Genomic DNA, 22650 nt, shown 5'->3' with positions numbered 1-22650 from the left:
CGCTGCCCGAAGGGTTGGAGCGAAATCGGGTGATTGGACGCCTCGGCTGCTTGCATGGGCACGAGCCCATGCGGCGCATCCGAAGCATCCGCTCATCCCGATTGCGCTCCAACGCGATCCCCTGCGAGATCGTCAACACGTTCTTAGCCCGGGGACTCCCCGCGGCAGGCACCTTGACGACAGTGGAAAGAGCAAAAAGAAGGAGCGTGCATTTTGAGTTGTCCCACACCCGCATTGCCAGGGCGCCTGGAGCGTCCCGCAGCCGCCGTGCGGACGAGCGGTGCCGGGGTGCGCCGGGCCGCGGCAGCGCTGGCACTGGGCGCGGCCCTCGCGGCGCTGGGCGGCTGTGCCAGCGTGCGCACATTTGCCGTGCCCGAGAATTTCGGATCCGTCACCACCTTTTCGCGCCTGTTCGACGCGACGCCCCAGCAGACCTGCGAAGCCGCGCGCCGGGCCTTGCTGAGCCAGGGCTACATCATCGCCACCCAGCAGCCCGAGCTGGTGGAGGGCAAGAAGAGCTTCCAGCCCGAGGCGGAGTCGCATCTGCAGATGGTGGTGCGCGTGGTGTGCGTGGCCGAGGCCGGGGACGGCAAGGTGAGCCTGGGGTTCGTGACCGCGCTGCAGGACACCTATGCCCTGCGCAAGACCAACAATTCCGCCAGTGTCGGCGTGGGGGCCATCGGCTCGGTGTCTCTGCCGTTCTCGGCCAGCAGCGATTCGCTGGTCAAGGTGGCCAGCGAAACGATCTCCAAGGACACCTTCTATGAGAGCTTTTTCGACCTGGTGAAGCGCTATCTGCTGCTCGACCAGGCTCAGGCGGACTGACCCGGGCGGGGCACCTCGTACCGCAGCTCGGCAAAGCCGCCGCCCAGCGTCGTGACGGACTGCAGGCGCAGCGGCGGCTGCGTGATCCGGCGGGGCAGCAAGGGCAGGCCTTCGCCCAGGGTGACGGGGGCGATCTGCACGATCAGCTCGTCCAGCAGGCCCGCGTCGTAGAACTGTCCCACCAGCGCGCCGCCGCCCACCACCCACACATTGCGGCCGGCTGCGGCCCGCCGCATGGCCTCGTGCACCGGCCGCACGTCACCGCCCACAAAACGCACGTCGGCGCCGTCCACCGGGCGCAAGGTGCGCGAGCTGAACACCCACACTGGCTGCGCGTAGGGCCACGGCTGGCCGGCGTCCACCGCGTGCCGCAGCATCCATTCGTAGGTGTGCGAGCCCATCGCCAGGGCCCCCACGCCGCGGAGGAACGCCGGGTAGCTGGAGCCTTCGATTTCGCCGAACTGCAGCAGCCAGCCGAGGTCGTGGTCGGGCGTGGCCAGAAAGCCATCCAGGCTGCAGGCGCCGTAAAACTGTGTCTTCATGGAGGGGACCTTGGAATCAATGGATCCCGGCACTCTACGGAGGGGCCGCTGACAACGCCGTGGCAGCAGACCAGGGCAGGGAGCAGCCCTGCTGCCGGCGCGGGCTTGGAGGGGTACCGGCGGATTGCGCACATACCATGGCGGCGTGCCTGCCCATGAGGCCGGCGGCACTACACCTGCTGGAGACCCGACGATGTCCCCCAAGAACACCATCTGCCTGTGGTACGACGGCGACGCCCTGGAGGCTGCCCGGTTTTACGCCCGCACTTTTCCCGACAGCGCCGTGGGCGCCACGTTCCGTGCGCCGGGCGACTATCCCGACGGCCAGCAGGGGGACGTGCTGACGGTGGAGTTCACGGTGGCGGGCATCCCGTGCGTGGGGCTCAATGGAGGGCCGCACTTCCAGCACAGCGAGGCCTTCTCCTTTCAGGTCGCCACCGACGACCAGGCCGAGACGGACCGCCTGTGGCACGCCATCGTGGACAACGGCGGGCAGGAGAGCGAATGCGGCTGGTGCAAGGACCGCTGGGGTGTGTCCTGGCAGATCACCCCGCGCGCGCTGCTGGCGGCTATCACCGACCCCGACCCTGCCGCCGCACGGCGTGCCTTCAACGCCATGATGACCATGCGGAAGATCGATATCGCGGCCATTGAAGCGGCGCGCCGCGGGGCCGCGTAGGCTGCGGCGGCCGCCCGCGCGCCTTCCGCGGGCGTTTTGGCGGGTGTTTGGTGCGGGGCCCCGAGCGTGTGCCCGGCGCTCAGGGCAGCTGCACCGTCTCGGCAAGGTGGCCGTACACCGCCGCGATGCGCCGCAGGTGGCGTGATTCCGGGTGCGTCAGCAGCCACAGCTGCGTTTCGCTGTCCTCCAGCGAGCCGGTGAGCGGGCGCAGTTCGCTGCGGTGCTGCGCCAGGAAGATCGGCAGCACGCCAATCCCCATGCCGCGGCCGACCAGTTCCATCACCGTGAGCGCGGTGTTGACGCGGAAGGTGGGCTGTGCCCGGGGAAAGTGCTTTCTGCGCCAGCGCACGGACGGGTGGTCGGGAATGGCGTCGTCCAGCGCGATCCAGGCGGCGCGGCCCGCCTCCACATCGGACCACTGGGCCGGGCTGGAGGCACCGGCGTACAGCGCCGAGCGGATCATGCCCAGCTGCCGGCCGACCAAGTGCTGCGGCGGGCGCCGGGTGGCCCGCACGGCGATGTCGGTGTCGCGCCGGGTGAGGCTCACCAGCTCGTTGCTGGCATGCAATTCAAACACCAGTGCGGGGTGGCGTGGCTGCAACTGCTGCAGGGCCGGCGCGATGAGCCCGTGCAGGAGGGTGTCGGTGGTCGAGAGGCGCACCGTGCCCGTCACTTGCTCGGGCTGCGCCTGGGCCGCAGCCCGGGCCGCTTCCAGGGCGGCCTCCACGCGCTCGGCCTGCTCGGCCAGGGCCTGGGCCAGGTCCGTGGCGCGGTAGCCCGCGCGCGAGCGTTCGAACAGCGGCTGCCCCAGCCCACGCTCCATGCGCTGGATGGCCCGGAACACGGTCGAGGCATCCACCCCCAGGCGCTCGCCCGCGCCCGCCAGGGTGCCGGTGCGCGCCATGGCCAGCAGCACCTCCAGCTCGGCGGCGCCCAGGCGGTATTGCGTTGGTGCAATCGATGATTTCATGGCTGCGTATTTTATTTGCGGCACTGCAATCATAAATTCCAGGCGTCGCCTGCAGGCCGTCGCGTCTGCGGGAGGACGATCCTCCACTCCCTTGCACAGAAAGCCCCGCTCCATGAAGCTCTACTACTCCCCCGGCGCCTGCTCGCTTGCCGTCCACATTGCACTGCGCGAAGTCGGTGCCTCGTTTGAACTCGTCAAGGTGGACTTGCGCACGCACACCACCGAGGCGGGGGGCAATTTCCTTGACGTGTCGCCGCGCGGCTACGTGCCCCTGCTGGAACTGGGCGATGGCTCGCGCCATGCCGAAGGTGCAGCCCTGCTGCAGTACGTGGCCGACCTGGACCCTGCGCGGGCGCTAATCGGCCCGCCGGGGTCGCGCCAGCGCCTGGCCGTGGTCGAATGGCTGACCTTCATCAGCACCGAGCTGCACAAGGGCTTCAGCCCTTGGCTGTGGCACAAGGAGACCGCCGAATCCACGCGGCAGGCGGTCAAGGCCAAGCTGGCCACGCGGTTTGCGGAGCTGGACGCCGTGCTGGCGCGCAGCGATTTCCTGGCGGGCGGCTACAGCGTGGCCGACGCCTACGGCTTCACCATCCTGAACTGGGCCCACCTGCTGGGCGTGCCGCTCACGGCCTACCCGCATCTGCAGGCCTGGATGGCCCGCGTGGCGGCACGTGCGCCGGTGCAGGCCGCGCTGCGGGCCGAGGGGCTGCTGGCATGACCGCCGCGGCGGGCAGCTCCCTGCCCACGCTGGTCTCGCATGCGCTGTGCCCCTACGTGCAGCGCGTGGCCATCGTGCTGCACGAGAAAGGCCTCGCCTTCGAGCGCCGCACCGTCGACCTGGCGCACAAGCCCGCGTGGTTCCTGGCCCTTTCGCCGCTGGGCAAGACGCCGGTGCTGCAGGTGCGCGGGGAAGCACTGTTCGAGTCCGCCGTGATCTGCGAATACCTGGACGAAGTGGCCATGCCCCCGCTGCACCCGCAGGACCCGCTGCAGCGCGCCCGCCACCGTGCGTGGATGGAGTTTGGCTCGGCCGTGCTCAACACCATCGGTACGTTTTATGCCGCGCCGCACGAGGCTGCGCTGCAGGCCAGTGCGCAGCAGTTGCACGGACGTTTTGTGCAGCTGGAGCAGGCGCTGGCGCAACGCGGCGGGCCGGGGCCCTATTTCGCCGGGGCGGATTTCTGCATGGTGGACGCGGTGTTCGGCCCCGTGTTCCGCTATTTCGACGTGATCGACACACTGCCCGGCGTGGTGGACCTGGGGCTGTGGCGGGGCGTGCCGCAGGTGGCGGATTGGCGCCAGGCCCTGGCGCAGCGCGCCTCGTTGCGCCAGGCCGTGGACGCAGGCTATCCCGAAGGCTTGCGCGCATTCCTGCGCGCCCGCGGCTCGGCCTTGTCGCGGCGCATGGGGGCGGAGGCCGCGCCATAGGCGGCCAGGGCGCCCGGCTCGGCATCGGCCCAGGTGCCCGGCGCCAGCCCTTGCAGCGTGTGCGGCCCGATGGCCGCGCGGACCAGCCGCAGCGTGGGGTGGCCCACCGCGGCCGTCATGCGGCGCACCTGGCGGTTGCGGCCTTCGCGGATGACCAGCTCGATCCACGCCGTGGGAATGTGCTTGCGTTCGCGGATGGGCGGGTTGCGCGGGCCGAGCGCGGGGGCGGGCTCCAGCAGCCGCGCCCGCGCGGGCAGGGTGGGGCCGTCGTTGAGCACCACGCCCTGGCGCAGCGCCGCGAGCGCGGCCTCGTCCGGAATGCCCTCCACCTGCACCCAGTAGGTCTTTTCCATCTTGAAGCGCGGATCGGCAATGCGCGCCTGCAGCGCGCCGTTGTCGGTGAGCAGCAGCAGCCCCTCGCTATCGGCATCCAGCCGGCCCGCCACGTACACGCCGGGCAGGTCGATGTAGTCCTTGAGGCCCTGCCACCGCCCCTCGGGCGTGAACTGGCTCAGCACGCCATAGGGTTTGTAAAAGCGGATCAGGCGGGGTGGCATGGGGCGCCGAGCATACCCCCGCGGGTGGCGGTGCCCGGCGGAGCAACTGGGCCGGCAGTTCGCAAGGTACCGGATTTGGGGGTTTTTGGGGTTATTGGGGTGAGGGTAAAATTGGGCTCTATAGCGCATAGATATTGCGCAAGCAGCTATCTAAAGCATAGCAAATATTGCATCGGGGCACGTGTGCCTTCACCCTTCGAGGTATCCAGGAGACGCCGCCATGACCACCATTGAACTTGATATCGCCCAAACCATCGGCGTCGCAGCCGTGTTGCTGGTGGCCGGCGAGTTCATCAAGAACCGCGTGAGCCTGCTGTCACGCTATTTCATCCCCGGCCCCATCATCGGCGGGCTGCTGTTCTCGCTGATTGCGCTGGCCGGCCACGCAACGGGCCTGTTCGCGTTCCAGTTCTACGACAACATGCGCGCCTTCCTGCTGCTGGTGTTCTTCACAACCATCGGGTTCTCGGCCAGCTTTGAGCTGCTGAAAAAAGGGGGCGTGGGCGTTGCACTGTTCCTGGCCGCGGCGATCGGGCTGGTGGTGCTGCAGAACCTGCTGGGCGCCGGCCTGGCGGCGGCGCTGGGCGTGCACCCGCTCATCGGGGTGGCCGCGGGGTCGATCTCGCTCACCGGCGGCCACGGCACCTCGGCCGCCTTCGGCCCGCTGCTGGAGCAGGCGGGTGCGGCGGGGGCGCTGCCCGCCGCCATTGCCGCGGCCACCTACGGCCTGGTGGCCGGCTGCGTCATTGGCGGGCCGCTGGGCACGCTGCTGATTCGCCGCAACCACCTGCGCGTGCCGGGCTCCCCGGCGCTGGCCGTCCCGGGCGGCGCGGGCGCCGGCACCCAGGGTGCCGAACCGGACCGCAGCGGCAGCAGCCATGGCGACACGGTCATGTACGCCAGCATCCTGATCGCCGTGTCCATTGGCGCGGGCACGGTGCTGGTCAACTGGCTCAAGAGCCTGGGCATCACGCTGCCCGCCTACCTGGGCCCGATGCTGGTGGCCGCGCTGGTGCGCAACATCATCGACTGGCGGGACGGGGCACTGCCCCTGCGCCAGTTTGACGTGGTGGGCAATGTCTCGCTGGGGTTCTTCCTGGCCATGGCGCTCATGTCCATGAAGCTGTGGGAGCTGGCCCAGGTGGCGGGCCCGCTGCTGGTGATCCTGCTGGTGCAGACGGTGCTGATGTTCGCGTACGGCTACTTTGTCACCTTCCGCGTCATGGGCAGCGACTACGACGCGGCCGTGATCGCCGCCGGCCACTGCGGCTTCGGCATGGGCGCCACGCCCAATGCCATGGCCAACATGCACGCCTTCACCGCGGTGAACGGCCCTTCGGTCAAGGCGTTCTTCGTGATCCCGCTGGTGGGGTCGCTGTTCATTGACTTCTTCAACGCCGTGATCATCACCGGCTTCATGAACTACCTGAAGTAGCCTGTTGAAGCGGGGGGCGGCGCCGGTCGCAAGCGAGGGATGGGCGCGGCGCGAGCGAGTGGCGCCGCGCAACGGCCGCCCCGCAGCGGCCACCGCAGTGGCTCACGGGGGCTACAAAAACAGTGCCGGGTCCACCATCACGCGGTTGAGCATCACGCCCCAATGCAGGTGCGGGCCGGTCACGCGGCCGGTGGCGCCCACCTGGCAGAACGCCTCGCCGGCCTTCACCGCGTCCCCCACGCGCACGTCCATGCGGCTCAGGTGGCAGTACAGGGTGAGCAGCCCCTGGCCGTGGTCCAGCCACACCGTGCCGCCGTTGAAGAAATAGTCGCCCACGTCGATCACGCGGCCCGCCAGCGGCGCCACCACGGGGGTGCCCGTCGCTGCGGCGATGTCCATGCCGCTGTGCGGGTTACGCGGCTGGCCGTTGAACACCCGGCGCAGCCCGAACGAACTGGAGCGCCGGCCCGGCACCGGCGCCCGCATGCGCAGGGCGGACGGTGCGCTGCCTGCCGGCGGCTCGGTGAAGGTGGCCATCACCCCGGCCTGGTGGTCGCGCTCGCGTTCGTAGCGGGCCTGGTCCTCGGGCGCGAGGTCCACGGTGCGGGGAGCGACCTGCAGGCGCTGCTCCTGGTAGTGCTTGGGCGCCACCGTAAATGGCACCTGGCGCTCGCGCCCGCCCGGCAACGCCGCCGCCACGGTGATGGACGACTCGCCGGGCGTGGCCGCCAGTGCAATGCCCACCACGGCGGTCCATTCGATGGCGTCGCCCGTCACGAGCACGGGCACGTCGCCATCGCCCCGGCGCAGCAGCGCCAGCGGCCGGGTGGGGGCGGGGCCCAGCGACAGCCGCGCCACGCCGCCGGGCACTTGCAGCGGCCGGGGCCATACCTCTGGCGCAGCGGATTGGGCGTGCAGCCCGTGGGCGGCGCTCAGGGCCAGCAGCCCCGCGCCCCCCGACAGCACCTGGCGGCGCGAGACCGCGCCGGGCGGCAGCAGCGGCGAAGCGAGGGTCGACAAAGCGGGCGTGGCGGGGGAAGAAGAGGGGGTGGGGGAGCGGCGGGTCACGGCAGAAGATGAAAGCAAAGGTCAAGGGCAGCGCCCACGGGGCAGGGGCGCAGCAGCGCACCGCCCGGCCTGCCATTGTGCCGCCCCCCGGTTCGCCGGCCCCGTGCCCTGGGGTTCCTCTTCACGAACCGTGGCGCCGTGTGCCGCTGCGGCCTCGGGCGGCCTGCTGCGTTGCACGGCCTCCCGAACGCGCCGCAGGCTGCTCTACAGTGGCGGTGGCGGCCTACAGCGGTGCGGCGGGGCGGTGCCCACAATCGCGCCATGCCTGCCGCCGGCCGCCGCCGTTCGACCCTCTTCCACGTGTTCTGGACCGCCCTGGCCACGGGTGCGCTGGTGTTGCTGGCCCTGAACTTCACGGCGGGCGAGAAAAAGGTGCAGCAGCAGCTGCCGCGCCTGTACAGCGCCGCCAGCCCGCAGTTCGAGCGGGCGCTGGGCAGCCTGCTCGGCCCGGGCATTGTGGGCGGCAACGAGGTGACCGAGCTGCTCAACGGCGACCAGATCTTCCCGCCCATGCTGGCTGCGATCCGGGCCGCGCGCCACAGCGTGACGTTTGAAACCTACATCTACTGGTCGGGCGACATTGGCAAGCAGTTTGCCGACGCGCTGAGCGAACGCGCCCGCGCCGGCGTGCCGGTGCACGTGCTGCTGGACTGGGTGGGCAGCGCCAAGATGGAAGAGAGCTACCTGACCGAGATGAAGCAGGCCGGGGTGCAGATCGAGAAATTCCACAAGCCGCACTGGTACAACTGGGCGCGCATGAACAACCGCACCCACCGCAAGCTGCTGGTGGTGGACGGGCAGGTGGCCTTCACCGGCGGCGTGGGCATTGCGCCGGAATGGACCGGCCAGGCGCAGGACCCCGACCATTGGCGCGACTCGCACTACCTGGTGCGCGGACCGGCGGTGGCGCAGATGCAGGCCACGTTTCTGGACAACTGGCTCAAGGTCACGGGCCGCGTGCTGCATGGCGACCGGTATTTCCCCCCGCTGCCGCGTGTGGGCACGCACAAGGCGCAGATGTTTTCCAGCTCGCCGTCCAGCGGCAGCGAGAGCATGCAGCTGATGTACCACCTGGCGATCACCGCGGCCGAGCGCAGCATCGACCTGTCGGTAGCGTACTTTGTGCCCGACGAGCTCACGCACAAGCTGCTCATGGATGCGCTGGCGCGGGGCGTGCGCATCCGCCTGGTCACGCCCGGCGAGCACACCGACACCGAGACGGTGAAGGCCGCATCACGCGGCACCTGGGGGCCGCTGCTGGCGGCGGGCGCCGAGATCTATGAATACCGCCCCACCATGTACCACTGCAAGGTGATGATCGTGGACCAGCGGCTGGTGTCGGTGGGCTCCACCAATTTCGACAACCGGTCGTTCCGGCTGAACGACGAGGCCAACCTGAACGTCTACGACGCTGCCTTTGCGCAGCGGCAGACGCGGGTGTTCGAGGACGACATCCGCCGCTCGCGCCGCGTGACGTACGAGGACTGGAAAAACCGGCCGCTGAAGGAGCGCCTGGCCGAGCGGATCACGGGATTGCTGGAATCCCAGCTGTAGGGATCCTCTTCACGAATCGTCGCGCCGTGTGCATCTGCGGACTCGGGCGGTCTGCGGCGTTGCAAAACCTCGCAATAGCTGCGGCTATTGCTGCGTTTTGCGCCTTGCAGCCCCTCCCGATCCGCAGCGCACACTTGCCGCTCGATTCGTGCAGAGCATCCGTAGCAAAAAGACGCTGGCACGCATTCCATCGCCGGCTCGCTCAATAGCGCGGCCTGGGGTTCTCTTTCACCAGCGCCTGCAGAACTCACTTTCTCCTGTGTTTCGGGGCCCGCTTCCGTTCGGCGGGACAGGCGTCGCCGCCCCCAAAAGCCAGCCCAAAAAAAGGGTCGCGCAGGAGATACGCATTGTCAGTTCTGACAGTATTACTTTTTGTAAATTCTGGTAGAGTGTATTGATTGCCTGGCTGTGTGGTTATTTTGCGTCCCATGCCTTTTGCTATTTCACCTCGAGATTTGGAAGCGGTGCGCGATGCGCAGAATTTCGATAGTCTGAAAGAGCTTTCGCAAAAGGTGGTCGAGAAACTGGGGTTCGACTGGTTTATGTACGGGATGATGAGAAAAGAAGAATTCATCTCGCAGCAGCCTCTTGCTTTTTTTCTCGGTACCTATGACCCGGAATATGTGAAATTGTTTTCGGAGCGGCAGTGGTACCGGATCGACCCGCCGTCGGTGCGCATGCTCGCCAGCGATTTGCCGCAGGTGTGGCGCCGTTCCGATTTTGACACCCCCGAGAGCCAGGAGATTCTGGAAGTCTCGGCGCGCTACGGCGTGCGGGCCGGTGCCACATTTCCCGTCGGGCCGTCGAACATGACCATCGGTGGTTTGGGAATTGCCAAGGACGCCGATCCTGATGCCGAATATGAGAAGACCCTGAAAATTCTTCCGTATGGGCAATTGCTGAGCATTTACATGCACTCGGCCGTTCAGCGGCTCATGAAAGTGCAAACCACCCCGCTCGCTAAAGCCATCAGTCCGCGGGAACTGCAGTGTCTGCAATTGGCTGCGCGGGGTCTGCGCGATGCCGAGATCAGCAAGAAACTCAAGATCACGACCAGAACCGTGATTTCGCACATCCATAGCTCTCGCGAGAAACTGCAGGCCGAGAACAGGTCGCAGATGATTGCAAAGGCCATGGCACTGAAAATCATAGGACTTTGATTTCACACAAGCAAATATCTTTAAGAAAAGGGGGGGAGAAGTGCTCAAAAGATCTCGAATCCGGTGGGTGGCGTGTTCGTTATTGTTGTGGTCGGGTATCGGGCTGTCGCTCGGGGCCTCTGCGGCGCCCGCTTTCGTCGGCGGCCTGTCGGCCTTGACCGTCAACCCCAGCGGCACCAGCCTCCTGAACCAGCTGGCCGTCAGCGACATCGATGTGAACCAGACCCTGACCTGGACGGTGACAGCGGCCCCGGCGCACGGAACACTCAGCGGCTTCCCCGCCACCGCCAATTCCAGCTGTGCCAACAGCATTTGCGGCACGGCCGGCAGCCTGGTCACGCTGCCTGTCGGGCCGGTGGCCTACACGCCGGCGCCCGGCTACTTCGGTACGGACACCTTCACGATTGAAGTGAGCGACGGTGTGGCTACCGCCAGCCGGACGCTCACCGTCGGGGTCAATGTGGCCCCAGGGTCCACGGTGAACGCGGCAGATTCCGCGGCCCTGAGCGCGGCCCTCAACAATCCCGCCGTCTCCACCATCAACCTGTCCGGCGGTGTGACCTACCAGATCTACGGCACCGAAATCAACCGGCCGCTGACGATCCAGGGCAACGGCGCCACCATCGAGGCGCTGGGCGGCATGGGGCAGGGCTATGACAACCAGACCATCTTCCACCTGGGCATGCCCGATGCCAGCACCAACCGCCGGTACCGGGGCAACCTGTTCTGGCTGGTGACCTCGGGGGGCAACCTCGCGGTCAGCAACCTCACGTTGCGCAACGTGGCCACCACCACCAATGCGCAAGGCCTGACCGGCATTTTTGGCGCCGTCTTCCTGACGGGCACCTCGCAGGCCAGCCTGGACCAGGTGGTGTTCGAGAATTTCTGGTTCAAGAACGACCAGCTCTTCGCGCAGAACAACCTGGCCGAGGCGCAAGGCCTGTACGCAGCGGTGGGCGACCTCAGCTACGGGGTGTACGCCGACTACGACTTTCAGGGGACGGTGAGCGTCACTGGCAGCACCTTTGGAAGCTCCAACGCTTTCCGGGATGCCGTGCACCTGTACAACAGCCAGAGCGCCTCCATCACCAACAACACCTTCAACGGCACGGTGCACGCAGAGCGCCTGCGGTCCTCCGACGGGTTCGAGAACGGCATCTATCTGTATGGCGGGCAGACCACGGTCACGGGCAACACCATCACGGGCTACCAGGCCCACCTCATCAGCTCGTACACCAGCGCAGGCATCGCCACGGTGGGATTTTTCCCGGGCAGCCAGGCCACGATCACCGGCAACGTCATCAGCAATTGCTCCACCAGCCTGTCGCTGACGGGCGGGTGGCAGTCGTACCAGCCCGGCAGCGAGTTCTCGGTCAACGGCTACAGCCTGATCAACGACCCCGGCCTGGCGGGTTTCTCGGTGGGCCACAGCAACACGGTGGCGCCCGGCGTGCACGGCTCCGGCATCACCATCGTGAAGGACCAGAACGACAGCGTGCTCGCCTACAGCGACCCGCTCCTGGTCTTCGGTTCACGCACGCCCACCACGGCCACCTTGGGGCTGGCCAGCGGCGTGGTGCCCGCCGTCAACACGAATGCGTTCATCGTCGAGCAATCCACCGACGGGAGCACCTGGAGCAGCGCGACCGTCACCCCGCCGGGCACCTTGACGGCCGCCAACACCAGCTTCACCGTGTCGGGCCTGGACCCGGCCACCCGGTATTACTTCCGCCTCAACGACAGCGACAGCGGCTCCAACTACGTGGGGTGGTCCAATCTCATCGGCCTGCCGGTGCTGACGCTGGGCACGGTGACGGAAACCACGGCCACGGTGGGCTTCAACGCCCCCGGCACCAGCGGGGTGCGCATTGAACAGTCGTCCGATGGAGGCGCGACCTGGACCACCGCCGCGCTGCAATCCGCCATCACCCCGGCGTCGACCTCGGCCACGGTGACGGGGCTGTCCGCGAGTTCGGGCTACCTGCTGCGCATCAATGGCGCGGGCACGTCGGGCTGGGGGGCTTCGGCGCCCCGGAGCCTCACCACCAGCGCCGGCGCCAGCTGTGGCGCGGCCCACAACGCCCCGACGGTGTTCGCCCCGTCAGGCGGGGGTCTGTGCCAGGTTGGCACTCCCAGCGCGGTCGCGGCGGGATCCCCCTGGACCTGGACATGCACCAGTGCGGCCAGCACGGCCAACTGCTCGGCGCCCAACGGCACCACGGCGACGGGCTCCGGCACGGGGCGCCTGGAGCTGACCCACTCCAGCGGCAGCACCGCCTGGCAGGTTCGCAGCGCCAGCTTCGTCTCTGTCGCGTCGGCGGCCGGCACCGGCCCCAGCGGCTATGCGTTTCCGCATGGGCTGCTGGACCTGCAACTCGATACCGGCACTGCAGGCACCAGCGCAACCGTCACCATCACCTACCCCACGGCCTTGCCGGCGAACGCCGTGTACTGGAAATACGGCAAGACGGCAGGCAACCCGGTCGCCCACTGGTATCCGTTCCCCGGTGCCCTCATCAGCGGCAATACCGTGACCCTGACACTGACCGATGGCGGTGCGGGCGATGACGATCTGGCGGCGAACAGCCTGATCCTGGACCCGGGTGGCCCGGCGGTGCTGGCGGCTGCAGCGGCCACGTCCATACCCACCTTGTCGCAATGGGGCCAGATCGCACTGGTCGCTGCGCTGGGCTTGCTGGGCGCCGGCCGGGTGCGGCGGTACCGGGCGCTGCGGTAGCGCGGCAACTCCAGCCGCTGGCCGGCCAACCCGCAAAAGCGTGCCCGGGCACGCTTTTGCTTTTATTGCGCCGCAAACTCGTAGGTGACGGCTTCGCTTTCCACCATCTCCATGATCTCGTCCAGCACCTCCTCGTCGTCGGTGCTGCTCCACATGTCTTCCGGGTCGGTGGCAAACAGCGGCTCCACGGCAATGTCCATGTAGCGGCCGTCCGACAGCTGCAGCACCGGTGTGCCTTCGGACGTGTCGGCCAGCTGCCAGTCGTCGGGCACGGTCATTTCAAGCTGGATGGTGACGGTGAGTTTCTTGGCCATGGTGCTAGCTCCTGGTGAAGTGGGCGGGCAGGGTAACGCATTTCGCGGCCCGGACGGGTTTTTCTGTGTACCCTGCCAGTGTGGCACGGTGATTGCAGCCGCCGTACCCGCGCCGCGCTCCGCGGCGTTTTTTCATCGCAACGATTCCCACAATGTCTGGAGGACACTGGACCATGAACGCAAAGAAAACCCTGGCATCGGCGGCAGCCGCCGTGGTGGCCTGTCTGGCGCTCGCGCAGGCGGCGCACGCCGGGCCCCGGCTCGACAAGATCCTGGACACCAAGGTCCTGCGGGTCGGCACGCCGGGCGACTACCGCCCGTTTGCCATCAAGACCGACGCAGGCTACAGCGGCCATGACATCGATGTGATCGAGACCATGGCCAAGGAGCTGGGTGTGAAGGTCGAGTACGTGCAGACCTCCTGGCCCAACCTGGTCAAGGACCTGCAGGCCGACAAGTTCGACGTGGCCGTGGGCGGCATCACCCGCAACGTCAACCGCATGCGCCTTTTCGACATGCTGCCGGGCTATGCGCCCTTTGGCAAAGTGGCCCTGGTGCGTGCGGCCGACAAGGCCAAGTACACCAGCGTGGACGCCCTGAACCAGCCCACCGTGCGCGTCATCAAGAACCCCGGCGGCACCAACGAGACCTACGTGCTGAACAACCTGAAGGCTGCGCAGGTCAGCACGCACGACAAGAACGCCGAGATTCCCGCGCTGATCGCCGAGGGCAAAGGCGACGTGATGATCACCGAGACCTACGAGGCCCTGCACTACGCCAAGGCCGACCCGCGCCTGGCCGCCGCGTTCGTCGAGGCCCCGCTCACGCCCAAGAACTACCTGGGGTTCATGGTGCCGGTGGACGACGCGGACTACACCCGGGTGATGGGCTTTGTCTGGGGCCTGGTGGACAGCCGCGGCGGCATCCAGCAGGCCGCGGACAAGTGGCTCAAGTGAGCGGAGGGGCCGTGCAGCCGCGTCAGCCCGGGATTTCCGGTTCCACCAGTTGCGCCAGCAGCTGCAGCGATTCCTGCCAGCCCAGGTAGCACGCCTCGGTGGGAATCACCGCCGGGATGCCCGCCTGCACGATGGACACCTCGGTGCCCACCAGCACCTTGCGCAGCGCGACGGTGGTGCGCATCTCGCCCGGCAGGTTGGGGTCGTCAAAGCGGTCGGTGTGCACGATGCGCTCGCCTGGCACCAGCTCCACATACTCGCCGCCAAACGCATGCGTCTGGCCGTTGCTGAAGTTGGTGAACTGCATGCGGTAGCTGCCGCCCACGCGGGCGTCCAGGCTCAGCACCCGGCCGGTAAAGCCATGCGGCGGCAGCCATTTGCCCATGGCATCGGGGTCCAGAAAGGCGCGGTAGATGCGCTCGGCCGGGGCGCGCAGCACGCGGTGCAACGTCACGGTGCCGGTGGCGGTGTCGGGAGTCGTCATAGGGGTCTCCAAAGGGTTTGGCGGCGGGACATCGAACGATTGTGGGCCGCACGGCCGCCACCCGGGTTTCGTGCGCCCACACCCCTACGACGATCAGGGCGGCCCGTTTTCGACAACGTGGCGTCGCACGGGGGCTTTGCACGAATCGTCGCGCCGTGCGCCTCTGGGGCCTCGGGCAGGCTGCCACGCAAGCAAGGCCTCGCCGTTGCACCGGCTATTGCCGCGTTTTCCGTATTCGGCTTTGCGCCTTGCAGCCCCGCCCGATCCGCAGCGCAAGCTTTCCGCGCGCTGTGTGCGGAGCATTCCCAGCCGGGCCGGCTTTTTGGCCGTCCGGCCTGTCAGGCGGCCACGGTGCGCACCGCGAAGCTCTCGCTGCCGCCGGCCCAGGCCAGCAGCCGGTCGATATTGGGGTGCTTGCCCGGAAATGCCTGGGCGTCCGCCACGTGCTCGCCATACCACTCCAGCCCCAGGCTGGCGGCGGCCGGCGTGATGCGCCCGCCGTACAGCGCCGCCAGCGCGGCGTACACGGCCAGCGAGCCCGCCTGGCCGGGCTTGTTTTCCAGCGTAGCCAGCGTCTGGCCGTCCGCGCCCAGCAGGTGCAGGGCGGCGAGGTGGGCGGCGGAGGGGAGTTGCTTCAGGCGGTCGGCGAAGTTCATGGCGCGTTTTGAGGGTGTGATTTTGAATGAAATTGGCCTCCAGCGCTTATGGAGTAAGCGCTGGCAGCTATGAAAAAGTGAGTATCTACCCGGCGCGCATCTTACGCCATCGCCCCGCACGGTGGCCCCGGGCTGCGCCGGGCTACGCCTGCCACACCCCGAACCCGGCCGAGCGCAGGTCGATGCCGATCTCGATCTCCCGGTCCACCGCCTCCTGGTACGGCATGGGGTTGAAACCCTCGTACAGATCCGGCAACAGCCGCAGGCCGTACTGCTGCACAAACCGGTTGGCCTGGATGCCTGTCTTGTGCTTGTCAAAGCGCACGTCCGGGTCCAGCCCCGTCATGCCCACGTACACGCACGGCTTGCCTTCCACATAGCCGGGGTTGCACTTGCGAAAGCGCGGCTCCCGCAGCACGTCGCGGGACAGCTCGACAACATAGACGTGGTGGTGGGGGCGGCGGGGCATGGGCGCGGGTGGGGCACGGTCGGCTGGGGGGGCGATGATCTGCCAGGTTGCGGTGGTGGCGCCGTGTCTTGCGGGTTGGCCGGTTCCTGGCCCGCAAGAGAATACCGGCAGCCCGGGCTGCCGCAGGCGCATCGCGTATTCTGCGCGGGCTCCCGTGCCTGATCACCACCCTTCACCCGCCCATGCCAGCAGCCGCCCCGTCGCCTTCCCCGTTTTTCTATCCCATCGGCACGCCCGGCCAGCCCTGGGGCGACGCCGAGCGCGCCCTGTGGCGTGCCCGGCAGGTGCGCCAGCGCAGCCATGCGGACGACGTGCTTAGCGCCATCGACGCGCTGCGCGCCGAATGGGATGTGGAGACCTATGGCGAAGTGGTCTGTGCCGATGCGCACCCCGCGCCAGAGCGCTTTCCCCTGCAGGCGCTGCGCAGCCGCCGTTGGCAACCCGGCCTGCCCAGCGTGCTGGTGACGGGCGGCGTGCACGGCTATGAGACCAGTGGCGTGCACGGCGCACTGCGGTTTGCGCAGCAGCATGCTGCCGAATGGGCGGGCCGCGCCAACCTGCTGGTCGTGCCCTGCGTCAGCCCTTGGGCGTACGAGCGCATCCAGCGCTGGAACTTTGACGCCCTGGACCCCAACCGCTGCTTCCGCCCCGCCTCGCCCGCGCAGGAGTCCGCCGCCCTCATGCGCCTGGTGGCCCCGCTGCACGGCCAGTGGCGCGCCCACATCGACCTGCACGAAACCACCGACACCGACGAGTCCGAATACCGCCCGGCCGTGGCCGCGCGCGACGGCAAACCCTTCGAGCCCGGCAGCATCCCCGACGGCTTCTACCTGGTGGACGACGCCGAGAACCCGCAGCCCGCCTTCCAGCAGGCCCTCATCGAGGCCGTCTGCCGCGTGACGCACATTGCGCCGGCGGACGAGAAAAACGAAATCATCGGCTCACCCGTGGTCGCGCCGGGCGTCATCCGCTACCCGATGAAGCCGTGGGGCCTGTGCGCGGGCATCAGCGGCGCGCGCTACACCACCACGACGGAGGTGTACCCCGACAGCCCGCGCGCCACGCCCGAGCAGTGCATCGAGGCCCAGGTGGCGGCGGTGCGGGCGGCGGTGGCATTCGTGCTGGCTGGGGCGCAGCACCCCTGAGTGGGTTGGCGCCGTCCCGGCACCTGCGCGGCGCCGGTGCGCCGTCTCCGCCTATCCGGGCGCGCCCAGCAACCGGGCGCTGACCTCGGCTGCGTCGAGCGTGGCAAACGGCATGTTGTGCTGGTCCGTCAGCGGGCCATGGCCGGGTTCCATGCGGCCGGCCGCGTCGTAGCCCATGGCCTTGAACTTCCACACACCGCCCACTTGCTTGAGCGAGCCCACGTGTGCGCCCGTGGCCGTGTGTACTGCCATGCCCCCCGCGCTCACGGGCAGCAGCCGCAGCGGCCCCGCCAGCGGGCCGGGCGGCACCGGGCCGTAGGTGGGGGCGAATGTCGGCGGCGCGGAAAGGGGCGTGGGCATGGCGGTGTTTGTAGCGCAAACTGGGTGGCAGGCGCAGTAGGGCATTGAAATGGCCTCCAGGGCAATCTGGTAAAGCGCAAACAGCTATGAAAAATATAGCAAATCACGGCCGGCCGCCTGGCCACCCGCCGTTGCCGCCGGGGGATTCACGCCACGGCGGCTCTTTCAGGCCGTCCCATCCATTAGGCTCGGGGCAGCTTTAGCAACCAAGGAAATGATGTGATCGATGGCCTCGTGGCGGGTAGTCTGGTGGGCGTGGCGGAAATGCGGGAGGGCAAGAACGCCACGCACTTTGTGGTGGCCAAGGTGCGGGCGGCCGCCGGCGACGGCGAGCCGGTGCTCGTCAACGTCATCGCCTTTGCCCCCGCCGCCTGCACCGCGCTGCTGGCGCTGAACGACGGCGACTCCGTGGCCCTGGCCGGCGCGCTCACCCCCAAGGTGTGGGCAGACAAGCAGGGCAACACCCGGCCCGCGCTGGACATGGTGGCTGCCAGGGTTTTGACGGTACAGGCGCAGGGGGAGGCCTGAGGGGGCCGGTTAAAGTGGCTCGCGAATGGCGCGTCCGGTGTGAGCACTGCGCAGGCAAGCGGTGTCCGGCCGTGAGCGCACTTTGCTATTCTGGGGGGATGGATGGCAAGCCGGCCTCATGTGAGCGGCCGGAATACTAGATGAAGACCTCAGTTCGCTTAGAAATCGAACTCTTCGGCGCCGTTGGGTTTTCCGGCGAACAAGGTGAGGATCGTAAAAGCGGTTGACTAGCGGCACATTGCATAGCCTACCTGCTTCAGTATCGCTATTAACTTTTGGGCCAAACAACCCTGCAGGGTTTCCGCCGCAGTCCCATCTATACCTGATGGCCCAGAATATTGACGCATGGACATACTAGAGCCGCCACTTCCATCCGATGCCGTACGCGCGGCCATCGAAAGATCTACGAACTTTTCTCGGGAACTGTACAAGCTGCTCCCTGAAACGGTCAGTCTTCCCCCATTAGTCGATGGGGACGGCCACTGTATCGTTGGCTCAGCTGGAATGAGATTGCGTCTCTCCATATCAAGTGCTCTGTTTTCGTCGGCGCTTGATCATCATGTCGCGCTCATCGTGCTCCTCCGCAATAACATGCGCAGTTCGGCCTTTGCATTGTTGCGGACGATCTTTGATTCCGTATGGCGAGGAGCTTGGGCTGCGTACGTCGCGTCAGATTCGACTCTAGATGAATTTTTTGCCGGCCGGTACGACCCGAAACCCGCGTCCGTAATTAAGCTGCTGGAAGAGAGACATGGGCTTGCACCAGTGTTGTCGCGCATATACTCACAGGGGTGGTCTGCAATGAGCGCCTTTACTCACGGCGGCTCTTTGCAAGTTCAGCGGTGGATCGGCGATGCCGTCATAGAGCCTCAGCATTCAGATGCTGAGCTCCATGAAGTTCTGCACTTGGCAGATCGTCTTGCATTCACCGCCTGCGTTCTCGTGCTTGATATTGGCGGCGTTCAACGGGATGACCTAACGATCATCGCGAAAAAGTTCTTTGATGAAAGCGCTGGTTAGGGTCCGAAGTTCTAGGAGGCCTATAAGAGGCAAATGCCGAACTGGAGAAGGTCAGCGAGTCCCAAACCCTGCCGGCCATCCTTGATTTCTTGGTGGAAATCACTTCCCCCAAGAATCCTTCAACCCCACCGCGAGATTGAACACAGGCTTCCCAGCCTGGTGATCCACCCGGTCCGCCACAAAGTACCCGTGCCGCTCAAACTGGAACTTGTCGTCCGGCTTCGCATTTGCCAATGACGGCTCCACGATGGCTGTCACCACCTTCAGGCTGCCTGGGTTCAGGCTTTCCAGGAAGTTCTTGCCACCCGCATCAGGGTGCGCGTCGCTGAACAGGCGGTCGTACATGCGCACCTCGGCATTCACGCCGTCGGCCACGCCCACCCAGGTGATGGCGGCTTTCACCTTCACGCTGTCGGCGCCGGGGGTGCCGCTCTTGGTGTCGGGCACCACGGTGGCCAGCACTTCGGTGATGACTCCGTTGGCATTCTTGGTGCAGCCGGTGCATTCGATGACGTAGCCGCCTTTCAGGCGCACCTTGTTCCCAGGGAAGAGGCGCTTGTAGCCCTTGGGCGGCACTTCGGCGAAGTCCTCGCGCTCGATCCACACTTCCTTGCCGATGGTGAAGTGGCGGATGGGGCTTTCGACGCCTTCGGGCGGGTGGGGCAGGGCGGGCAGCTGGCAGGGCTCCAGGTGGCCTGCGCCCATCACTTCGTCCCAGTTGGTCAGCACGAGCTTGACGGGGTCGAGCACGGCCATGCCGCGGTGGGCCTTGGCTTCCAGGTCTTCGCGCAGGCAGCCTTCCAGGGTGCTGTAGTCGATCCAGCTGTCGCTCTTGGTCACGCCGATGCGTTCGGCAAAGAGCTGGATGGCTTCGGGCGTGTAGCCGCGGCGGCGCAGGCCCACGATGGTGGGCATGCGGGGGTCGTCCCAGCCGTCCACCTTGCCTTCGTTGACCAGCTGGGCCAGTTTGCGCTTGCTGGTGATGACGTAGGTGAGGTTCAGGCGCGCAAATTCGTACTGCCGGGGCGGGGGCGATGCGAGCAGGCCGCCTTCAATGAGGCGCTCCATCAGCCAGTCGTAGAAGGGGCGCTGGTCTTCAAACTCCAGCGTGCAGATGCTGTGGGTGATCTGCTCCAGCGCGTCCTCGATGGGATGCGCGTAGGTGTACATGGGGTAGATGCACCACTTGTCGCCCGTGTTGTGGTGCGTGGCGCGGCGGATGCGGTAGATGGCCGGGTCGCGCAGGTTGATGTTGGGGCTGGCCATGTCGATCTTGGCGCGCAGCACGGCGGCGCCGTCGGCCAGCTGGCCGTCGCGCATTTCCCGGAAGCGCGCCAGGTTTTCGGCGGGCGTGCGGGTGCGGAAGGGGCTGTCCACGCCAGGCTTGCCGAAGTCGCCGCGGTTGGCGCGCATCTCTTCGGGCGTTTGCTCGTCCACGTAGGCGTGGCCGGCTTCGATCAGGTACTCGGCTGAGCGGTACATGAAGTCGAAGTAGTCGCTGGCCTGGTAGGGCGCGGCGCTGCCGGGCGCCTGGCCGGGCTGGGCCCAGTCAAAACCCAGCCATTTCACGGCGTCGATGATGCTGTTGACGTACTCGGTGTCTTCTTTTTCGGGGTTGGTGTCGTCAAAGCGCAGGTGGCACACGCCGCCGTAGTCGCGCGCCAGGCCGAAGTTCAGGCAGATGCTCTTGGCGTGGCCCACGTGCAGGTAGCCGTTGGGCTCGGGCGGGAAGCGGGTGCGGATCTTGGCGGGGTCGGGCTCGCCTTGGGCGTGGTGGGCGGCGTCGCCGGGGGTGCCGGCCCAGCGGCGGCTGGCATAGGTGCCGTTGGCCAGGTCATGTTCGATGATCTGGCGTAAGAAATTGCTCGGTTTGACGGATTCCGGCGCTTCGGCGGCTGCGGCGGAGGGGGTGTTGGCGGAGGTCGGGGTGCTCATGCGGCCATTTTAGGCGGCGGTTCCGTGATGCTTTACGCACGGAAACAAGGGCGTGTACGTCCGGAAACAACGTAAAGACGTTTTTATGCCATCCTTTTTGACATTTGAAGCGTTAGATACCCGTGAGGTGAGTCCGTTGGCTGGCTGCCCTCGCTCAAACAGGAGATGTCCATGACGAAAACCCGTTCTATCTATGCCCTGGCCGGTGCGGCTGGCGTGGCGCTGGCGTTGCTGGCCGGTTCGGGCGCAGCCCAGGCCCGCGACGTGAGTTGGTCCGTAGGGATTGGCGTGCCCGGCGTGGTGGTGGGGGCCAGCAATGGCTACTACGCACCCGCTCCGGTGTATGTGGCTCCGCCGCCGCCGGTGTACTACGCGCCGCCCCCGCGGCCGGTGTACTACGCGCCCCCGGCCTACTATGCGCCGCCCCCTGCGGTGGTGTACTACCGTGGTGGCGGCCCTCGCCACCATCACCACCACGGATACGGCTACGGCCGCTGGGACCGCTGACCCCTCCGGCGCTTCGCCAGCGGGGTGCTGAAGTTGCGGAATAGCGGGCGCGCCACCCCACGGGGAGCGCGCCCCACCCCTTGCTGGCGGACGGCGGAGCCCTGCTCCGCGGTCCTTTGCCTTCGGCCCCTTGGTGGGGTCGCTTTGCTTGGGGCCTGAACACCTAGTGCCCGCCCAGGCAGGGTGGGTCGGGGCAGGGCCCAGCGTGCGCAGCATAATCCCGGGCTTCACCAGTGGCCCGCTTGGTCGGGCGCCTTGCTCCGGAGTGCACGCATGTCATCAGCAACGAAAAAGACGGTATTTGTCCTCAACGGCCCCAACTTGAACCTGCTGGGCACGCGCGAACCCGCGGTCTACGGCGCGCAAACGCTGGGCGACGTGGAGAAGCTCTGCACCCAGGCGTGCGAGCGCCACGGCTTCGCGCTGCGGTTTCACCAAAGCAACCACGAAGGCGCGCTGGTGGACTGGATCCACGAGGCCGGCCGCCTGCACGCGGCGGGTGAACTGGCGGGCGTGGTCTTGAACGCGGGCGCCTACACGCACACCAGCATTGCGCTGCACGACGCGATCAAGGGCACGGGCATTACCCTGATCGAGCTGCACATCAGCAATGTGCACGCCCGCGAGTCGTACCGCCACCATTCGTACATGGCCGCCGCGGCCAAGGCGGTGATGTGCGGGTTTGGCGTGCTGGGCTACGGCTTGGCGATTGACGGCCTGGCCCAGATGCTGGCGCCCTCGGCGCAGCCCGCGGGCTGACCGGCCGGAAAGGGCGTTGCGCCATGCTTGGACCGCGGATGGCGCTGCAGGTGCCCGAGCGCGAGGTGGAGTTCACCGCCCTGCGCGCCCAGGGGCCGGGCGGGCAGAACGTCAACAAGGTCTCGTCCGCGGTGCAACTGCGCTTTGACGTGCGGGCGTCTTCGCTGCCCGAGCCGGTCCAGCAGCGCCTGCTGGCCCTGCGGGACCACCGGATCACCCAGGACGGCGTGGTCGTCATCAAGGCCCAGCAGTACCGCAGCCAGGAGCTGAACCGGGCCGATGCGCTGGCGCGGCTGCAGGCCCTGGTGGATTCGGTGGCCCTGCCGCCCCGGGTGCGCCGCGCCACCCGGCCGACCCTGGGCTCGCAGCGCCGCCGGCTGCAGGGCAAGGCCCAGCGGGGGGAGACCAAGGCGCTGCGCGGCCGCGTGCGGGACCCCGGGGGCTGATCCCAAGGGCGCCGCCTGCCCACGGCATCGGGGCTATTGGCATCACCGCTGGAACAATCTGTCCGCCTTCCAGGGCTTGGTAGGGCCTCGCGGACACCCTACATTCAAGGCAT

General features: G+C 67.3%; 25 protein-coding genes. 15 read left to right on the top strand and 10 right to left on the bottom strand.

Going from position 1 to position 22650, the window contains the following annotated elements; genetic code table 11:
- Positions 1–309: 309 nt before the first annotated feature.
- Positions 310–825: a DUF2242 domain-containing protein gene (locus LWW96_RS15165; protein ID WP_291488502.1), complete on the top strand. Its 516-nt coding sequence runs from the start codon at positions 310–312 to the stop codon at positions 823–825.
- Here LWW96_RS15165 and LWW96_RS15160 read toward each other — a convergent pair.
- Positions 813–1367, bottom strand: a complete 555-nt coding sequence (locus LWW96_RS15160; RefSeq protein ID WP_291488408.1) for a dihydrofolate reductase family protein — start codon at positions 1365–1367, stop codon at positions 813–815. The two genes, LWW96_RS15165 and LWW96_RS15160, sit on opposite strands and share 13 nt — an antisense overlap.
- 193 nt (positions 1368–1560) lie before the next feature.
- Here LWW96_RS15160 and LWW96_RS15155 point away from each other — a divergent pair, with 193 nt between their 5' ends.
- Positions 1561–2046 (top strand): VOC family protein, encoded by a 486-nt coding sequence (locus LWW96_RS15155; protein ID WP_291488406.1) that lies wholly within the window; start codon positions 1561–1563, stop codon positions 2044–2046.
- A 79-nt stretch (positions 2047–2125) separates the two neighbouring features.
- Here LWW96_RS15155 and LWW96_RS15150 read toward each other — a convergent pair whose 3' ends face one another.
- On the bottom strand, positions 2126–3016 hold the full coding sequence (locus LWW96_RS15150) for a LysR family transcriptional regulator (RefSeq protein ID WP_291488403.1): 891 nt from the start codon (positions 3014–3016) through the stop codon (positions 2126–2128).
- A gap of 112 nt (positions 3017–3128) precedes the next feature.
- On the opposite strand from LWW96_RS15150, the gene gstA reads away from it, so the two are divergent.
- Together gstA and LWW96_RS15140 are read left to right on the top strand one after the other, a co-directional pair.
- Positions 3129–3737 (top strand): glutathione transferase GstA, encoded by a 609-nt coding sequence (gene gstA / locus LWW96_RS15145; protein WP_291488401.1) that lies wholly within the window; start codon positions 3129–3131, stop codon positions 3735–3737.
- Positions 3734–4447 (top strand): glutathione S-transferase family protein, encoded by a 714-nt coding sequence (locus LWW96_RS15140; protein WP_291488399.1) that lies wholly within the window; start codon positions 3734–3736, stop codon positions 4445–4447. The genes gstA and LWW96_RS15140 overlap by 4 nt, the downstream gene beginning before the upstream one ends.
- On the opposite strand, the gene LWW96_RS15135 is transcribed toward LWW96_RS15140, so the two are convergent.
- Positions 4366–5004 carry a pseudouridine synthase gene (locus LWW96_RS15135; RefSeq protein ID WP_291488397.1) on the bottom strand — a complete coding sequence of 213 codons (639 nt, stop codon included), beginning with the start codon at positions 5002–5004 and terminating at the stop codon, positions 4366–4368. The two genes, LWW96_RS15140 and LWW96_RS15135, sit on opposite strands and share 82 nt — an antisense overlap.
- Before the next feature lie 220 nt (positions 5005–5224).
- On the opposite strand from LWW96_RS15135, the gene gltS reads away from it, so the two are divergent.
- Positions 5225–6439: a sodium/glutamate symporter gene (gltS, locus tag LWW96_RS15130; RefSeq protein WP_291488395.1), complete on the top strand. Its 1215-nt coding sequence runs from the start codon at positions 5225–5227 to the stop codon at positions 6437–6439.
- Between the two features lie 111 nt (positions 6440–6550).
- On the opposite strand, the gene LWW96_RS15125 is transcribed toward gltS, so the two are convergent.
- Entirely contained in the window at positions 6551–7438 is an 888-nt protein-coding gene (locus LWW96_RS15125) for a M23 family metallopeptidase (RefSeq protein WP_291488500.1), read from the bottom strand.
- Between the two features lie 330 nt (positions 7439–7768).
- Here LWW96_RS15125 and LWW96_RS15120 point away from each other — a divergent pair, with 330 nt between their 5' ends.
- The 3 genes from LWW96_RS15120 to LWW96_RS15110 all read left to right on the top strand — a co-directional run bounded on the left by LWW96_RS15120 (position 7769) and on the right by LWW96_RS15110 (position 12958).
- Complete coding sequence (locus LWW96_RS15120) at positions 7769–9061, top strand: phospholipase D-like domain-containing protein (RefSeq protein ID WP_291488393.1); 1293 nt, start codon at positions 7769–7771, stop codon at positions 9059–9061.
- 428 nt (positions 9062–9489) lie between these two features.
- Positions 9490–10221, top strand: a complete 732-nt coding sequence (locus tag LWW96_RS15115) for a LuxR family transcriptional regulator (protein ID WP_291488391.1) — start codon at positions 9490–9492, stop codon at positions 10219–10221.
- Between the two features lie 154 nt (positions 10222–10375).
- On the top strand, positions 10376–12958 hold the full coding sequence (locus tag LWW96_RS15110) for an IPTL-CTERM sorting domain-containing protein (RefSeq protein WP_291488390.1): 2583 nt from the start codon (positions 10376–10378) through the stop codon (positions 12956–12958).
- Positions 12959–13020: 62 nt separating this feature from the next.
- Here LWW96_RS15110 and LWW96_RS15105 read toward each other — a convergent pair whose 3' ends face one another.
- The gene (locus LWW96_RS15105) at positions 13021–13272 is read right to left on the bottom strand and encodes a hypothetical protein (RefSeq protein WP_291488389.1); all 252 of its coding nucleotides are present in this window, start codon (positions 13270–13272) and stop codon (positions 13021–13023) included.
- A 173-nt stretch (positions 13273–13445) separates the two neighbouring features.
- On the opposite strand from LWW96_RS15105, the gene LWW96_RS15100 reads away from it, so the two are divergent.
- Complete coding sequence (locus LWW96_RS15100; protein WP_291488388.1) at positions 13446–14228, top strand: transporter substrate-binding domain-containing protein; 783 nt, start codon at positions 13446–13448, stop codon at positions 14226–14228.
- 22 nt (positions 14229–14250) lie between these two features.
- Here the strand turns inward: LWW96_RS15100 and LWW96_RS15095 are convergent, their stop codons facing one another.
- The 3 genes from LWW96_RS15095 to LWW96_RS15085 form a co-directional block, all read right to left on the bottom strand.
- On the bottom strand, positions 14251–14712 hold the full coding sequence (locus tag LWW96_RS15095) for an SRPBCC family protein (protein WP_291488387.1): 462 nt from the start codon (positions 14710–14712) through the stop codon (positions 14251–14253).
- A gap of 338 nt (positions 14713–15050) precedes the next feature.
- Positions 15051–15368, bottom strand: a complete 318-nt coding sequence (locus LWW96_RS15090; RefSeq protein WP_291488386.1) for a DUF2322 family protein — start codon at positions 15366–15368, stop codon at positions 15051–15053.
- A 142-nt stretch (positions 15369–15510) separates the two neighbouring features.
- Complete coding sequence (locus LWW96_RS15085; RefSeq protein ID WP_291488385.1) at positions 15511–15837, bottom strand: hypothetical protein; 327 nt, start codon at positions 15835–15837, stop codon at positions 15511–15513.
- A 182-nt stretch (positions 15838–16019) separates the two neighbouring features.
- Between LWW96_RS15085 and LWW96_RS15080 the strand changes: the two genes are divergently transcribed.
- A complete protein-coding gene (locus LWW96_RS15080) occupies positions 16020–16982 on the top strand; it encodes a M14 family metallocarboxypeptidase (protein WP_291488384.1) in 963 nt (320 codons plus the stop codon).
- A gap of 51 nt (positions 16983–17033) precedes the next feature.
- Here the strand turns inward: LWW96_RS15080 and LWW96_RS15075 are convergent, their stop codons facing one another.
- On the bottom strand, positions 17034–17342 hold the full coding sequence (locus tag LWW96_RS15075) for a hypothetical protein (RefSeq protein WP_291488383.1): 309 nt from the start codon (positions 17340–17342) through the stop codon (positions 17034–17036).
- A 219-nt stretch (positions 17343–17561) separates the two neighbouring features.
- Between LWW96_RS15075 and LWW96_RS15070 the strand changes: the two genes are divergently transcribed.
- Positions 17562–17870, top strand: coding sequence for a single-stranded DNA-binding protein (locus LWW96_RS15070; RefSeq protein WP_291488382.1), 309 nt, complete (start codon positions 17562–17564; stop codon positions 17868–17870).
- Positions 17871–18215: 345 nt separating this feature from the next.
- Positions 18216–18890 (top strand): hypothetical protein, encoded by a 675-nt coding sequence (locus LWW96_RS15065; protein ID WP_291488381.1) that lies wholly within the window; start codon positions 18216–18218, stop codon positions 18888–18890.
- Between the two features lie 99 nt (positions 18891–18989).
- Here LWW96_RS15065 and LWW96_RS15060 read toward each other — a convergent pair whose 3' ends face one another.
- The gene (locus LWW96_RS15060) at positions 18990–20825 is read right to left on the bottom strand and encodes a glutamine--tRNA ligase/YqeY domain fusion protein (protein ID WP_291488380.1); all 1836 of its coding nucleotides are present in this window, start codon (positions 20823–20825) and stop codon (positions 18990–18992) included.
- Between the two features lie 171 nt (positions 20826–20996).
- Here LWW96_RS15060 and LWW96_RS15055 point away from each other — a divergent pair, with 171 nt between their 5' ends.
- The 3 genes from LWW96_RS15055 (at position 20997) to arfB (ending at position 22537) form a co-directional block, all read left to right on the top strand.
- Positions 20997–21332, top strand: coding sequence for a hypothetical protein (locus LWW96_RS15055; protein WP_291488379.1), 336 nt, complete (start codon positions 20997–20999; stop codon positions 21330–21332).
- Between the two features lie 273 nt (positions 21333–21605).
- Positions 21606–22091: a type II 3-dehydroquinate dehydratase gene (aroQ, locus tag LWW96_RS15050; protein WP_291488378.1), complete on the top strand. Its 486-nt coding sequence runs from the start codon at positions 21606–21608 to the stop codon at positions 22089–22091.
- 23 nt (positions 22092–22114) lie between these two features.
- Positions 22115–22537 (top strand): alternative ribosome rescue aminoacyl-tRNA hydrolase ArfB, encoded by a 423-nt coding sequence (gene arfB, locus LWW96_RS15045; protein ID WP_291488376.1) that lies wholly within the window; start codon positions 22115–22117, stop codon positions 22535–22537.
- The last annotated feature ends 113 nt before the right edge of the window (positions 22538–22650 follow it).

The organism is Acidovorax sp. (genome assembly GCF_021287135.1).
Classification (GTDB): Bacteria; Pseudomonadota; Gammaproteobacteria; order Burkholderiales; family Burkholderiaceae_C; genus Acidovorax.
Note: the sequence above shows the minus strand (reverse complement) of the source record. Positions and strands in the feature narration are given on the sequence as shown.

Coding starts and splice junctions, on each gene's coding strand:
- LWW96_RS15160 (WP_291488408.1), bottom strand. CDS start 1,367: ATGAAGACACAGTTTTACGGCGCCTGCAGCCTGGATGGCTTTCTGGCC.
- LWW96_RS15075 (WP_291488383.1), bottom strand. CDS start 17,342: ATGCCCACGCCCCTTTCCGCGCCGCCGACATTCGCCCCCACCTACGGC.
- aroQ (WP_291488378.1), top strand. CDS start 21,606: ATGTCATCAGCAACGAAAAAGACGGTATTTGTCCTCAACGGCCCCAAC.
- LWW96_RS15155 (WP_291488406.1), top strand. CDS start 1,561: ATGTCCCCCAAGAACACCATCTGCCTGTGGTACGACGGCGACGCCCTG.
- LWW96_RS15055 (WP_291488379.1), top strand. CDS start 20,997: ATGACGAAAACCCGTTCTATCTATGCCCTGGCCGGTGCGGCTGGCGTG.
- LWW96_RS15150 (WP_291488403.1), bottom strand. CDS start 3,016: ATGAAATCATCGATTGCACCAACGCAATACCGCCTGGGCGCCGCCGAG.
- LWW96_RS15095 (WP_291488387.1), bottom strand. CDS start 14,712: ATGACGACTCCCGACACCGCCACCGGCACCGTGACGTTGCACCGCGTG.
- LWW96_RS15100 (WP_291488388.1), top strand. CDS start 13,446: ATGAACGCAAAGAAAACCCTGGCATCGGCGGCAGCCGCCGTGGTGGCC.
- LWW96_RS15060 (WP_291488380.1), bottom strand. CDS start 20,825: ATGAGCACCCCGACCTCCGCCAACACCCCCTCCGCCGCAGCCGCCGAA.
- gltS (WP_291488395.1), top strand. CDS start 5,225: ATGACCACCATTGAACTTGATATCGCCCAAACCATCGGCGTCGCAGCC.
- LWW96_RS15120 (WP_291488393.1), top strand. CDS start 7,769: ATGCCTGCCGCCGGCCGCCGCCGTTCGACCCTCTTCCACGTGTTCTGG.
- gstA (WP_291488401.1), top strand. CDS start 3,129: ATGAAGCTCTACTACTCCCCCGGCGCCTGCTCGCTTGCCGTCCACATT.
- LWW96_RS15090 (WP_291488386.1), bottom strand. CDS start 15,368: ATGAACTTCGCCGACCGCCTGAAGCAACTCCCCTCCGCCGCCCACCTC.
- LWW96_RS15140 (WP_291488399.1), top strand. CDS start 3,734: ATGACCGCCGCGGCGGGCAGCTCCCTGCCCACGCTGGTCTCGCATGCG.
- LWW96_RS15115 (WP_291488391.1), top strand. CDS start 9,490: ATGCCTTTTGCTATTTCACCTCGAGATTTGGAAGCGGTGCGCGATGCG.
- LWW96_RS15085 (WP_291488385.1), bottom strand. CDS start 15,837: ATGCCCCGCCGCCCCCACCACCACGTCTATGTTGTCGAGCTGTCCCGC.
- arfB (WP_291488376.1), top strand. CDS start 22,115: ATGCTTGGACCGCGGATGGCGCTGCAGGTGCCCGAGCGCGAGGTGGAG.
- LWW96_RS15105 (WP_291488389.1), bottom strand. CDS start 13,272: ATGGCCAAGAAACTCACCGTCACCATCCAGCTTGAAATGACCGTGCCC.
- LWW96_RS15080 (WP_291488384.1), top strand. CDS start 16,020: ATGCCAGCAGCCGCCCCGTCGCCTTCCCCGTTTTTCTATCCCATCGGC.
- LWW96_RS15065 (WP_291488381.1), top strand. CDS start 18,216: ATGGACATACTAGAGCCGCCACTTCCATCCGATGCCGTACGCGCGGCC.
- LWW96_RS15135 (WP_291488397.1), bottom strand. CDS start 5,004: ATGCCACCCCGCCTGATCCGCTTTTACAAACCCTATGGCGTGCTGAGC.